Here is a 12,461-nt window from a genome sequence, read left to right on the forward strand (position 1 = left end):
TCTCCTCAGGCGCGGTGCGCGGCAATACGGGCTTCGGTCTCGGCTTCGTCCTCGCTGGCTTCAACCGGACGTTCGCGGCGGTTGATCAGGGCCACGCAGCAGGCGCAGACCAGAACGCTGCCAAAGGCGGCCACCAGCGCCACCGGGCCGCCGCTGAGCGCCGACACCACGTTCTGCTGGGCGGCCATCGCCACCACCACCGGGATGTACATCGCACCCCAGAAGCTGACGCCGGTCTCGGTCAGCTCGGGCATCAGGCCGCGCTTGTGCATCCAAAGGCGGGCGCAGATCAACAGGATCATGGCGATGCCGACCCCGCCGACATTGGTTTTTGCGCCCAGAAGTTGCCCGAGCAGGTCGCCCAGGAAGATGCCGAGCAGGTGGCACACGGCCAGTAACGCGGTTCCATAGATAATCATGTCTGTCTCCTCTACTTCGTCCAAGAAAAGTGAGCGGGCGCCTGTTTGTTTTATGGGTGGCGTCCCGCGGAAGCATGCGTGGTGGTCCTCAGTCGGCGGCCTCCCATTGCGTCTGCAGCAGTTCGCGTACGCGGCGCGAGGCCTGGCGGTGTTTTCCATGCAGGCGTCCGGAAAGATCCCGTTCGCGGTCGTCCAGGATGTCGGCCAGCGCCGCTTCCAATGCGCCGCGCACCAGGGCGATATCCTGTTCGCCGGGCTGGGCCAGGTCGGCCAGCTGCAGCACCCGCCACAGCAGGCCGAGCGAGGCATAGTTCTGGATATCGTAGGCCATCGGCGGCACGGTCGCGGCCAGCTTTTCCAGCGCCTCGACCGAGCGCAGGGTCACGCGCGCCGCCGAGGCCTTGCCCATCGCATGCACCATCACGCCCGGGTCGTCCAGCGCGATCAGGCGATTCGCCTGGTAGCCGTGGGCCAGGAAGGCGCCCGACATCGCCAGGCCGACGACCAGGCCGATCACCGGGTGCCCGGCCAGGCGCGCCTGGGCATAGGCGCCGGCGGCGCCGGCCAGCGCCTGGTGGATGCCGTAGGCTTCCTCGCGCCGCCCGTAGGCCTGGCTGGGCACGTCGATCACGGCGACGATGGGGCGCTTGACGGCAGCCTCGCGGTCCATGGCGACGACTTCCTGCACGGCCTTGGCCAGCTGCCAGCCTTCGACCAGGCCGACTTCGCCATTGCGGGCGCGCGGAAAGCGGTTGGCGGGATCGGGCACGACGGCGATGTAGCGTGCCGGCTCGCCGGCCAGTTCGGCGTCGCGCACCTGCACGGCGGCCCAGTCGTGCGCAGAAGGCGCGCCGCCGGCGAGCAGGCGCAGCCACATGGCGCCGCGGGTGGTGTTCTGTTGTTCCATCATGCGTCTCCCTGCTGGTAGATGTTGCGCACGTCTTCCGGGGCGGGCTGGCCGGCCGTATCGACGCGCGCCAGGCGCGCCAGGAAATCGTCGGCGCGTTCGCTGCGGTGCTGCTTCGGCAGACCCTGGGCGAACAGACGCGCCACGGTGGCCTTCACTTCCGCCGTGTCGTCCTGCACGCAGGCGTCGGCCAGGCCGGTCGCGGCGCGCTGCTCGCCGCCGGTCAGTCCCCAGATCAGCCCGCGCTTCTTCGCGTCGAATTCGGCGACGCCGGCTTCCTGCTCGATCACCAGCGGCCCGTTCAGGCCGAGCCGGGCTTCGCGGGTCAGCACCAGGTAGCTGCACAGGCCGGCCACGATCGACATGCCGCCGTAGCAGCCGACCGTGCCGGCGCTGACGCCGATCACCGGCTGGTAGCGCCGCAGGTCGACCACCGCCGCCTGGATCTCGGCGATGCCGGCCAGGCCCAGGTTCGCTTCCTGCAGGCGCACGCCGCCGGTCTCGAACAGGATCACGGCCCGGGTCGGGATCCCGCGCCGGTTGTCGCGCGCCGCCAGTTCCAGGCTGCCGGCGATCTTGGCGCAGCCGATCTCGCCCATGCTACCGCCCTGGTAGGCGCCTTCGATGGCCAGCACCACGGTCGGATGGCCGTCCAGCAGACCCTTGGCGACCACCACGCCATCGTCGGCCGAAGTCACCAGCTGCTGCAGCGCCAGCCAGGGCGAGTGCAGGCGCTCGAAGGGCCCGGCCAGCTCGCGCATCGTGCCCGCATCCAGCAGGGCCCTGGCGCGGCTGCGCGCGCCGCGTTCGATGAAGCTGTCGCGCTGCAGCAGTTGTTCGATATGCGTGCTCATGGCGTATTCCCTCCCGCATTGCTTTCTTGCGCGGCCTCTTCGAACGCCTGTTCGATGCGCATCCGCACCACGCCCGGCGTCGCGCCGTTGTCGTTGATCTCGATGCGCGCGGCCGGCAGGCTGCCCGGACCCAGCACGCGTTCCAGCAGCGAAGTCCAGGTCGCGCCGTAGCCATCCACCGAGGTCTGCACCGCCACCGTGGTGCGCCCGGGCTGGCCCGGCTCCAGCAGGACCTCCAGGTCGCCCGAGGCCACCACGCCGGCCACCGTGCGTCCGCTGGCCGGCTGGCCGGCGTCGAACGCGAATTCCATTTTTTCCATGATGCTGTCGTCTCCTCTAGCTCTGTTCTTTGTCGGCGGATCGTTCGATGCGGTCCAGCAGCAGCGCCGCCGCCAGCAGGTCCGCCGCGCCGCCCGGCGACACGTGCAGTTGCCGCATGCGCGTCTCCAGCCTGGTCAGCGCCGCGCGTCCGTTCGGCGAGGCGATGCCGCCCAGCGCCAGCACGCGCCGGGCGCCGGCCTGGGTGCTGGCCAGGGCCTTGCGGCCGCCGCGCGCCAGAAGGCAGGTGTCGTCCAGGCCGGCCATCACGGCCAGCAGGGCGTTGACGCGGGCCTGGGCTTCGCCATCGCCGCGGGCGCGGGCCAGGCGCAGCATCGGCAAGGCCTGTTCGACCACGGCCGGGAAGCCGGCCCGGGCCTGGCCGCGCGCACCGCCGACGCCGTGTTCGCGGCAGGCCAGTTCGCCCTTGTTGCCGGTGCGCGCAGGGGCGCCGGGGTCTTCGAGGCGCGCCAGCAGGCCGGCACCCAAGGCGATCGCTTCCGCGTCCGCACTGTCGCCGCGCTGCATGTGGCGGGCGGCGGCCGTCACCAGCAAGCCCAGCGCCCAGATCGCGCCGCGGTGGGTGTTGACGCCGCCGGTGGCGGCCATCATCGCCGCTTCCGCTTCGCGGCCGATGGCGCCGATCCGGCGGCGCAGCAGCGTGGCATCGCCGATCGCGCTGCCGGCCTGCGCCATCTGCAGGAAGGCTGGGCGCAGCGCGCAGGCCGAGCGGCACATCAGCATCCAGGTCAGATCGGTGTGGGCGCCGCTGCCGCGCATGTCGACCAGGCCGGGTTTCGGGGTCAGCATGGCTTCGTCGATCAGGGCTTCGACGGCCAGGTCGGCCAAACGCTTGGCCAACCCGTCGCAAAGACCGCTAGCTGCGCTCTGGCGCAGTGGATTCAATGCCGTCATTACCAGCTCCTGAACTTGGCCGGCGGATCGTACAGGCCGCCGGACCAGTCGACCAGCTCGGCGATGCTCTTGGCCGCCAGCAGCGAACGCGTGGCCTGGGCGCGCTGCACGCCCATGTCCTCGGGCAGGGCGATCAGACCCTGCTCGCGCATTTCCTTCGTTTTCTTCGGGTCGTGGCGCAGGCCGATCGGGGTCACACCGGCCACCGCCGCCAGCATCGCCTTGCGCTCTTCCAGCGAGCGCGCCTTGTACAGGTAGGCGATGCCTTCCTCGGTCAGCACGTGGGTCACGTCGTCGCCGTAGATCATCACCGGTGCCAGCGGCATGCCGGACGCCTTGCCGACCTCCACCGCATCGAGCGACTCGACGATGGTCGGCGCGCTGCCGTCCTGGAATGTTTCGACCATCTGCACCACCAGCTTCTTGCCGCGCGCCAGCGGGTCGTCGGTTTCCACCAGGTCGAGCCAGGCCGGGGTCGCATGGCGGCGGCCGTGCGGATCGTGGCCCATGTTGGGCGCGCCGCCGAAGCCGGTCAGGCGGCCGTGGGTGACGGTGGATGAGTTGCCGAGGCCGTCCATCTGCAGGGTCGAGCCGATGAACAAATCGACCGCGTACTGGCCGGCCAGCTGGCAGAAGGCGCGGTTCGAGCGCATCGAACCGTCGCGGCCGGTGAAGAAAATGTCGGGCCGGGCCGCGGTATAGGCCTCCATGCCGAGTTCGGCGCCGAAGCAGTGCACGCTCTCGACCCAGCCGGACTCGATCGCCGGGATCAGGGTCGGGTGCGGGTTCAGGGTCCAGTTGCGGCAGATATTGCCCTTCAGGCCCAGCTGCTCGCCGTAGGTCGGCAGCAGCAGTTCGATCGCCGCGGTGTTAAAGCCGATGCCGTGGTTCAGCGACTGCACCTGGTGGCGCTCGTAGACGCCGCGGATCGCCATCATCGCCATCAGGATGTGCACCGGCTTGATCAGGCGCGGGTCGCGCGTGAACAGCGGCTCGATGTAGAAGGGCTTGTCCGACTGGACCACGAAGTCGATCCAGGAGCCGGGCACGTCGACGCGCGGCAGGTCCTTCGCATCATCGACGATCTCGTTGACCTGGGCGATCACGATCCCGTCGCGGAAGGCGGCGGCCTCCACCAGGGCCGGCGTGTCCTCGGTACTGGGGCCGGTGTAGAGGTTGCCGGCGCGGTCGGCCTTGTAGCCGGCCACCATCACCACGTTCGGCGCGAGGTCGACGTACAGCCGGCCGTAGAGTTCGATGTAGGTGTGCAGGGCGCCGACCTGCAGCGTGCCTTCCTGCAGGAACTGCGAGATGCGCAGGCTCTGCGGACCGGCGAAGGCGAAGTCGAGCTTGCTGGCGATGCCGCGCTCGAACAGGTCGAGGTGTTCGGGCAGGCTGACGCTGGGCATGATCATGTGCAGCTTGTTGACCCGGTCCGGGTCGACCTGCACCAGGCTGCGCGCCAGGAAGTCGGCCTGCTTCTGGTTGTTCCCTTCGAGGACCACGCGGTCGCCGCTGACCACCAGCTTTTCCAGGGACTCGACCAGGCGGCTGCTGTCCAGTACCGGGCCGTCGGCCAGGTGCGCCACCTGTGCGAGCCGGCGCTGCTTTTCCTGGCGCCGCGTGTCCCACCTGCGCGGCTGGGGAGAAGTGCTTCCCATGTTGTCTCCTTTGTATGAGCGTTTGCTGCCAGCATAGGCAGCATGGGGTGGCCTTTCAATCAACGCGACTGCTGGATGTTTACTCTGAAGTTAACGATTGGAGTAAGCTAGGCGTCATGATCGACGAAGAAATCACGCTCAAGAAGCTGGAAGTGTTCCTGGCCTTCATGCGCCTGCAAAGCCTGGGCAAGGTGGCGGAAGAGCTGGGCCAGAGCACGGTCAGCGTCCATCGGGCCCTGCATACGCTCGAGGAAGGCCTGCACTGTCCGCTGTTCCGGCGCGAGGGCCGCAACCTGGCGCCGCTGCCGGCGGCCTACGTGTTCGCCAAACACGCCCAGCGCGCGGTCGAGGAAACCGAAGAGGGTGTGCGCAAGGCGCGCGAAATGGCCGGCGTGGCCGGCGCGCGCATGAAGATCGGTTCGCTGTATTCGCTGACGCTGCGCTGCATCCCGCAGCTGCTGATGGGCCTGAAGCTGCGCCGGCCGGAGCTGCAGATCGATCTGACCCTGGGTTCGAACCAGGAACTGCTGCGCAGCCTGGCGGAAGGGCGGCTGGATGCGATCGTGATCGGTCTGCAGGCCGCGATCGAGGACCCGCAGCTGCTGGCGGTGCCTTTATTCGAGGATGAAGTGCGCCTGGCGGCGCCGCAGGGTTCGCCCTATGCCGGCCGCGAGCACGTCGATTTGCGCGAGCTGCGCGACGAGAAGTTCATCACCCTGGGCGGCGGCTTCGTCACCTCGGACAGCTTCGACCACGCCTTCCAGCAGGCCGGCTACGTGCCCGAGACCGTGATGCGGGTCGGCGACATTTTCTCGCTGATTAACCTGGTCGGCGGCGGCATGGGCTACAGCCTGCTGCCGGGCCGCGTGGCCGGCTTCAGCAGCCGCGTCGACCTGATCCCGCTCGACGCCCGCTACGCGTCGCGCCAGACCATCACGCTGCTGGTCTCGCGCTCGCGTGAGCGCGACCCGAACGTGCTGGCGCTGGCGGCCGAGTGCAGGATGTACGGGACGCGCACCGACGTGCTGCCGGGCTGAGCGTCCCGCGCCGCCCGCTCACAGGTGGTAATCGCCGGCCCGTTCCGGCTGGTAGACCACCTCCAGCACCTCGACCCCGATTTCCCTGCCGTCCGGGTGCAGCCACTGCATGCGGTCGCCTTCCGACAGGCCGAGCAGGGCACTGCCGACCGGCGACAGCACCGACAGGGCATCCGGCGCCTGGCCGACATCCTTCGGATAGACCAGGGTCCGGCACAGCGGCGTGGCATCGCCGTCGAGGCGGAAGCGGACCGTCGAATGCATGGTCACGACGGTCGGAGGCACTTCCCAGGGCTCGACGATCTGCGCCCGCAACAGTTCGTCCGACAAGGCTTCCTTGCCCGGCACGCGGCTGGTGGCGAGCCTTTCCAGCAGCTGGTCGATGCGGTTGAAATCGGTCTTGGACATCATGATGTTCGGGTTCATTTGCTCTCCCTGATTTTTAAAACTCGAGACCGGCCAGCAGCAGGCCGGCCGACGTGAACATGGCTAGCGCCATGGCGATCCACTTGCGCAGCCGTTGGCGGCGCGCGAGCAGGCGGTGCAGCGCGGGGTAGGCGAGCGGGCGCCGTTGCGCAGGCGTGCGTTCTCCCACGAACCGCGTTTTGCGATGCATTTTCATATAGGTACTCCCATTCAAGTCCGGACAGGACAACATTGAAATGACCGCCCATGTGCCGGGGCGGCGAAGACATGCTGGGGTGGAGCTCGGCGACCGGCGTAAACGACCAGCGCCGAGCTTAATGAAGCCGGGCGAGATGTCGCGGAATGGCGAAGGCCAAACCGCCGGAGGTGAGGAATGCGTGAAGGGATGTCATTTATCGGTTGCCATCGATGGGGCAGCTTGTATATTAGCCCAGATTACCGCTTTTTCAAGACCTGACACGAAACGGAGGGTACGAATGCGCGATGCGATCGTCGTTGGCGGCGGCCACAATGGCCTGGTGTGCGCCTTTTACCTGGCCAGGGCCGGGCTCAAGGTGACGGTGCTGGAACAGCGCGCGGTGGTCGGCGGCGCCGCCGTCACCGAGGAATTCCACCCGGGATTCCGCAACTCGGTGGCCTCGTACACGGTGTCGCTGCTGAACCCCAAGGTGATCCGCGAGATGGACTTGCCCGCTCACGGACTGCGCGTGGTCGAACGTCCGCTCTCGAACTTCCTGCCGCTGGACGACACGCGCTACCTGAAGCTCGGGGCCGGCAAAACCAAAGCCGAAGTGGCGAAGTTCTCGCAGCGCGACGCCGAGCGCCTCGACGATTATGCCCGGCACCTCGACGTCGCTGCCGACCTGCTGCGCGAACTGGTGCTGCAGACGCCACCGAACCGCGTGCAGGGCGGCTGGCTGGAGGCGCTGCCGGAGCTGCTCAAGGCCGGTAAACTCGGCAACCGCGTGCGCAAGCTGCCGCTGGACAGCCAGCGCGCGCTGCTCGACCTGTTCACCAAGTCGGCCGGCGACGTGCTGGATGGCTGGTTCGAGAGCGCGCCGATCAAGGCCGCCTACGGCTTCGACAGCGTGGTCGGTAACTACGCCAGTCCCTACACGCCGGGCTCGGCCTACGTGCTGCTGCACCACGTGTTCGGCGAAGTGAACGGAAAGAAGGGCGCCTGGGGCCACGCCATCGGCGGCATGGGCGCGATCACCCAGGCGATGGCGAAGGCGGCGCAGGCGCGCGGCGTCGAGATCCGCACCGGCTGCGCGGTCGACGAGATCCTGCTCGACAAGGGCCGCGCCACCGGCGTGGTGACCGCCAGCGGCGAGCGCCTCGATGCGCGCGTGGTCGTGTCCAACCTGAACCCGCGTCTGCTCTACACCCGGCTGGTCGATGCCGCCGCGCTGCCGGCCGATTTCCTGCGGCGCATGCAGGCCTGGCGCTGCGGCTCCGGTACCTTCCGCATGAACGTGGCGCTGTCCGAGCTGCCGGACTTCAGCTGCCTGCCCGGCCGGGAGACGGCCGAGCACCATGGCAGCGGCATCATCATCGCGCCCAGCCTGCAGTACATGGAACGCGCCTACCACGACGCGCGCGCGCTCGGCTGGGCGCGCGAGCCCATCGTCGAAGTCCTGATCCCATCGACGCTGGACCCCGGTCTGGCGCCGCCCGGCCAGCACGTGGCCAGCCTGTTCTGCCAGCACGTGGCGCCCCAGCTGCCGGACGGCGCCAGCTGGGACCAGCACCGCGAGCAGGTGGCCGACCTCATGATCGCCACCGTGACGCGCTACGCCCCCAACTTCGAGCGCGCCGTGATCGGGCGCCAGATCATGAGCCCCCTCGACCTCGAACGCACTTTCGGCCTGATCGGCGGCGATATCTTCCACGGCGCGCTTGGACTCGACCAATTGTTCGCGGCGCGCCCCATGCTGGGCCACGCCGACTACCGCGGCCCCTTGAAGGGGCTCTATACCTGCGGTGCCGGCGCGCATCCGGGGGGCGGCGTGACCGGGGCGCCGGGTCACAATGCGGCGCGCGAGGTGCTGCGCGATCTCGGGCACCGCAGCCTGCACTGACTCAGCGCAGGCGATCGACCCGCAGGCGCTGGCGCTCGTCGCTCAGCGCACGCACTGCCAGCAGCGCCGCTCCCACCGACGCCAGGCCGCTGGCGCCGGCCAGCAGGAACATCAGCAGGATCTGGTACTTGACCGCTTCCACCGGGTCCATCCCGGCCAGCAGCTGGCCGGTCATGATGCCGGGCAGGGTGATGATCCCGGCGGCCGACATCTGGTTCGCCACCGGGATCATGCCGCGCCGCGTGGCATTCCGTACCAACGGGCCGATCGCCTCGCGGAAGGGCGTGCCCAGCGCCAGCCGCGCCTCGATGCGGCCGCGCTCGCGCACCACGCCGTCCAGGATGCCGTCCAGCGCCAGCGAAGCGGCGTTCAGCACGCTGCCCAGCACGATGCCCATCAGCGGAATCGCATAGCGCGGCGCATACCAGGGGTCGGGCCGTACCGCCGTGGTCAGGGCCAGCAGCACGGTGGCGAAGCCGGCGCAGGCCACCACCGCGGCGCTGATCTGGTAATTCATGTGGCGCTTCAGGCGCTGCCGCGGCCGGGTCGCGACTTCGCGGGCGGCGGCGCCGATCATGAAAAGGACCACGGCGGCAGTCGCCAGCGGCGAGCCGGCCGCGAACACGCTGCGCAGCACCATGCCGACGATCGCCAGCTGCACCACCATCCGCACTGCGGCGATCAGGATCTGGCGGTGCACGCCCAGGCGCAGCGCCAGCGACAGTGCGGCGTCGAGCAGGATCAGCAACGCGGCTGCCAGCAGGTCCCAGCTTCCCAGGTGGATCGCATTCATATGGTGGTCAGCCTTCCCCGGTCGAGGTGGAAGATGCGCTGCGCGAGGCGTCCGGCCTGCTCGGCCGAATGGGTCACGATCAGTATCGCCATGCCCTGCGCCAGGCAGGACCTCAGCAGCGCTTCGGCACGCGCCACCGCCTCCGGGTCGAGGGCGGCGGTCGGCTCGTCGAGCAGCAGCACGCGCGGCTGGGCGGCCAGCGAGCGCACCAGGGCCAGGCGTTGGCGCTCGCCGGTGGACAGGCGGTCGATCTCGCTGTCCAGCAGCGCGGCGGCGAGGCCGAGCGCGGACATGGTTCGCTCGACGAAAGCGCGCTGGGCATCCTCGAAATGTTCGGCGGCGGTGGCTTCCCACCAGGCCGGCTCGGCGGCCTGGTAGACCACCTGCGAACGCCAGGCGGGCGCCGGCATCGCCTTGTTCGAACGGCCCTCGAGGGAGGCCTCGCCCTCGTGCGGGTCGAGATCGGCAAGCATGCGCAGCAGCACGCTCTTGCCGGCGCCGGACGGGCCCTGGATCGCGACGCATTCGCCGGCCTGCACATCGAAGTCGAAGGGCCCGCCGAAGGGCGAGCGCAGGCCGCGCGCGGACAGCAGCGCGGCGGAAGTGGACGGCATTGTTTCTCCTTGGTCGACACGAACCGGCTGCAATTGTTACATTATTGCCAATTAGCGCAGGAAGGCGCGCAGCACGTCCGCGCTCTGGTCCATGCCGGCCTTCAGGCGGCGCTCGGCCAACGCCGCGCACTGGTCCATGCGGCCGACGCCCTGGTCGGCCGCCTTGGCCGCCAGCGCCTTGGCGGCGATGCCGAAGCCGAGGATGGCCTCGTCCCAGCTCAATCCCGAGGCCAGCGCATGTTCGACCACATGCGCGGCCAGCGCGCCCAGGCGCTCGACCCGTGCGGCATCCATATTCCCGAGTTTCAGCATGCTGTTCTCCTTGAACGATCGGGGCACAGGCCCGTTTCCGTTCTTGTAGCATGCGCTGGGGCCGTCTTCTGTTCGGTGGCGCGCGCCCGTTCGCAAGCGGGCGGCGCCCCGGCCTCGTTCAGGCGCGGCCGGCCTCCAGGTGCGCGGGCGGCAGGAACCAGTTCATCAGCACGGCGCAGATGCCGCCGGTTGCGACGCCCGATTCCAGCACATGGCGCAGCGCCGCCGGCATGTGGGCCAGGAATTCCGGCACCTGCGACACGCCCAGGCCCAGCGCCAGCGAGACCGCGATGATCAGGAGCGCGCGCCGGTCCAGCGTGATGCTGGCCAGGATGTTGATGCCGGCCGCCGCCACCGCGCCGAACATCACCATGACGGCGCCGCCCAGCACCGGTTCGGGCACCGCCTGGATCACGCCGGCCACGCTCGGGAACAGGCCGAGCACGACCAGGAACAGGGCAATCCACATGCCGACATGGCGGCTGGCGATGCCGGTCAGCTGGATCACGCCATTGTTCTGGGCGAAGATCGAGCTGGGGAAGGTGTTCAGCAGGCCGGCCAGCAGCGAGTTGGCGCCGTTGACCAGCACGCCGCCCTTGATGCGGCGCATCCAGACTTCGCCCTCGACCGGCTCGCGCGAGACCTTGCTGGTCGCGGTGACGTCGCCGATCGCTTCGAGCGAGGTGACCAGGTAGATCACGATCATCGGGATGAACAGCGACCACGAGAAGCTCAGGCCGAAGTGCAGCGGCTGCGGCACCTGGACCCAGGCGGCGTCGCGCATGCCGCTGAAGTCCAGGCGCCCCAGCAGACCGGCCAGCAGGTAGCCGACCGCCAGCGCGATGATGATGGCGCCGCTGCGCATCCACACCACCGGAATCCGGTTCAGCAGCACGATGATCGCCAGCACGGTCCCGGACAGCAGCAGGTTCTCGCCGTTGGCGAAGGTCCCGTTCGACATCGCCGCGAAGCCGCCGCCCATGCTGATCAGGCCGACCTTGATCAGCGTGAGGCCGATCATCAGCACCACGATGCCGGTGACCAGCGGTGTGATCATGCGCCGGATGAAGGGCAGGATGCGCGACACGCCCATCTCGATGAACGAGCCGGCCACCACCACGCCGAAGATCGCCGCCATCACCGCTTCGACCGGCGTGCCCTGCTTGACCATCAGGGTGCCGCCGGCGATCAGCGGGCCGACAAAGTTGAAGCTGGTGCCCTGCACGATCAGGAGCCCGGCGCCGAAGGGGCCGAAGCGGCGGCACTGGACGAAGGTGGCGATGCCCGACACCACCAGCGACATCGAGACGATCAGGTTGGTATCGCGCGCCGACACGCCCAGCGACTGGCAGATCAGCAGGCCCGGGGTGACGATGGGGACGATGATCGCCAGCAGGTGCTGCAGGGCGGCGAGGATGCCGACCCAGGCGCGGGGCCGGTCTTCGAGGCCGAGGACCAGGTCCGGGACGGTGTTTTCTGCGGCGGACAGCGGGGGGCGTGTATTCATGGCGGGCGCGGGCAAAATCCGGATTCTACAGGGAGTTGCCGGCGCCGCGTACTCAGCGTCGCCGGTTCTTCCGCAGTTCGCTGCCGCACAGGGCTATGCACAGCAGCGCCGCCATGGTCCACAGACACCAGGCCGCGGGCAGGGCCACCATGATCGTCAGCGGCCGGGCGCTGGCAGCCAGGGCCAGTGCGCCGCCCGCCGCCAGCGCGGCAAAGGACAGCAGCAGGTGCTGGCGGTGGGCCCGGCACCTGGTCCAGGGCATGCAGCAGCAGGCCAGGGCCAGCACGGCGACGATCAGGACCGAACCGCTGGCCAGTGCCGCGCCGAAGGCCGCGCCGCTGGCGAACAGCAGGGCCAGGGCCAGCCTGCCGGCGCGGTGCGTGCCCGGCGGCCGCATGCCGCCACGCAGACGGCGCGGGCAGGCGGCGTGGAAGCGGCGTAGCGCGCACGCCATGACGGGCGCGCAGGCCAGGGTGTTGATCAGGTGCGGCATGGCGCCGGCATGGCTGGCGACGATCCAGTACGCGAGGATGGCCCAGCCGAGCGCGCAGAACAGCAGGGCATTGAAGGCGAGGTTGGCCGGCGATTGCCTGGCCACCGAGGGATACGTGGGTATC

The 12,461-nt window shown here is 69.2% G+C and carries 15 protein-coding genes; 2 read left to right on the plus strand and 13 right to left on the minus strand.

Annotated features, from left to right (window positions below; all coding sequences use genetic code 11):
* Positions 1 to 5 precede the first annotated feature (5 nt).
* The 6 genes from madL to mdcA form a co-directional block, all read right to left on the minus strand.
* Positions 6 to 419: a malonate transporter subunit MadL gene (gene madL / locus NX782_RS16945; RefSeq protein WP_258846652.1), complete on the minus strand. Its 414-nt coding sequence runs from the start codon at positions 417 to 419 to the stop codon at positions 6 to 8.
* An 88-nt stretch (positions 420 to 507) separates the two neighbouring features.
* On the minus strand, positions 508 to 1,329 hold the full coding sequence (gene mdcE, locus NX782_RS16950) for a biotin-independent malonate decarboxylase subunit gamma (RefSeq protein WP_258846653.1): 822 nt from the start codon (positions 1,327 to 1,329) through the stop codon (positions 508 to 510).
* Positions 1,326 to 2,180: a biotin-independent malonate decarboxylase subunit beta gene (locus NX782_RS16955; protein ID WP_258846654.1), complete on the minus strand. Its 855-nt coding sequence runs from the start codon at positions 2,178 to 2,180 to the stop codon at positions 1,326 to 1,328. The genes mdcE and NX782_RS16955 overlap by 4 nt, the downstream gene beginning before the upstream one ends.
* A complete protein-coding gene (locus tag NX782_RS16960; RefSeq protein ID WP_258846655.1) occupies positions 2,177 to 2,500 on the minus strand; it encodes a malonate decarboxylase subunit delta in 324 nt (107 codons plus the stop codon). The genes NX782_RS16955 and NX782_RS16960 overlap by 4 nt, the downstream gene beginning before the upstream one ends.
* Positions 2,501 to 2,516: 16 nt before the next feature.
* Entirely contained in the window at positions 2,517 to 3,413 is an 897-nt protein-coding gene (locus tag NX782_RS16965) for a triphosphoribosyl-dephospho-CoA synthase (protein WP_258846656.1), read from the minus strand.
* The gene (gene mdcA / locus NX782_RS16970; protein ID WP_258846657.1) at positions 3,413 to 5,074 is read right to left on the minus strand and encodes a malonate decarboxylase subunit alpha; all 1,662 of its coding nucleotides are present in this window, start codon (positions 5,072 to 5,074) and stop codon (positions 3,413 to 3,415) included. The genes NX782_RS16965 and mdcA overlap by 1 nt, the downstream gene beginning before the upstream one ends.
* A 116-nt stretch (positions 5,075 to 5,190) precedes the next feature.
* Here mdcA and NX782_RS16975 point away from each other — a divergent pair, with 116 nt between their 5' ends.
* The gene (locus tag NX782_RS16975) at positions 5,191 to 6,111 is read left to right on the plus strand and encodes a LysR family transcriptional regulator (RefSeq protein ID WP_258846658.1); all 921 of its coding nucleotides are present in this window, start codon (positions 5,191 to 5,193) and stop codon (positions 6,109 to 6,111) included.
* 18 nt (positions 6,112 to 6,129) lie between these two features.
* Here NX782_RS16975 and rnk read toward each other — a convergent pair whose 3' ends face one another.
* Both rnk and NX782_RS16985 read right to left on the minus strand, forming a co-directional pair.
* A complete protein-coding gene (rnk, locus tag NX782_RS16980) occupies positions 6,130 to 6,537 on the minus strand; it encodes a nucleoside diphosphate kinase regulator (protein ID WP_258846659.1) in 408 nt (135 codons plus the stop codon).
* A 16-nt stretch (positions 6,538 to 6,553) separates the two neighbouring features.
* Complete coding sequence (locus NX782_RS16985) at positions 6,554 to 6,733, minus strand: hypothetical protein (RefSeq protein WP_258846660.1); 180 nt, start codon at positions 6,731 to 6,733, stop codon at positions 6,554 to 6,556.
* Positions 6,734 to 7,013: 280 nt separating this feature from the next.
* Between NX782_RS16985 and NX782_RS16990 the strand changes: the two genes are divergently transcribed.
* On the plus strand, positions 7,014 to 8,618 hold the full coding sequence (locus tag NX782_RS16990; RefSeq protein ID WP_258846661.1) for a phytoene desaturase family protein: 1,605 nt from the start codon (positions 7,014 to 7,016) through the stop codon (positions 8,616 to 8,618).
* A gap of 1 nt (position 8,619) precedes the next feature.
* On the opposite strand, the gene NX782_RS16995 is transcribed toward NX782_RS16990, so the two are convergent.
* From NX782_RS16995 to NX782_RS17015, 5 genes are all read right to left on the minus strand, one after another.
* Entirely contained in the window at positions 8,620 to 9,411 is a 792-nt protein-coding gene (locus tag NX782_RS16995; protein ID WP_258846662.1) for an ABC transporter permease, read from the minus strand.
* Positions 9,408 to 10,025, minus strand: coding sequence for an ABC transporter ATP-binding protein (locus NX782_RS17000; RefSeq protein ID WP_258846663.1), 618 nt, complete (start codon positions 10,023 to 10,025; stop codon positions 9,408 to 9,410). The genes NX782_RS16995 and NX782_RS17000 overlap by 4 nt, the downstream gene beginning before the upstream one ends.
* A 51-nt stretch (positions 10,026 to 10,076) precedes the next feature.
* Positions 10,077 to 10,337 carry a hypothetical protein gene (locus NX782_RS17005; RefSeq protein ID WP_258846664.1) on the minus strand — a complete coding sequence of 87 codons (261 nt, stop codon included), beginning with the start codon at positions 10,335 to 10,337 and terminating at the stop codon, positions 10,077 to 10,079.
* Positions 10,338 to 10,455: 118 nt separating this feature from the next.
* Entirely contained in the window at positions 10,456 to 11,844 is a 1,389-nt protein-coding gene (locus NX782_RS17010) for a nucleobase:cation symporter-2 family protein (protein WP_258846665.1), read from the minus strand.
* Between the two features lie 52 nt (positions 11,845 to 11,896).
* Complete coding sequence (locus NX782_RS17015; RefSeq protein WP_258846666.1) at positions 11,897 to 12,442, minus strand: hypothetical protein; 546 nt, start codon at positions 12,440 to 12,442, stop codon at positions 11,897 to 11,899.
* Between the last annotated feature and the right edge of the window lie 19 nt (positions 12,443 to 12,461).

Origin of the sequence: Massilia norwichensis (assembly GCF_024753245.1) — a bacterium.
Taxonomy (GTDB): Bacteria; Pseudomonadota; Gammaproteobacteria; order Burkholderiales; family Burkholderiaceae_D; genus Telluria; species Telluria norwichensis.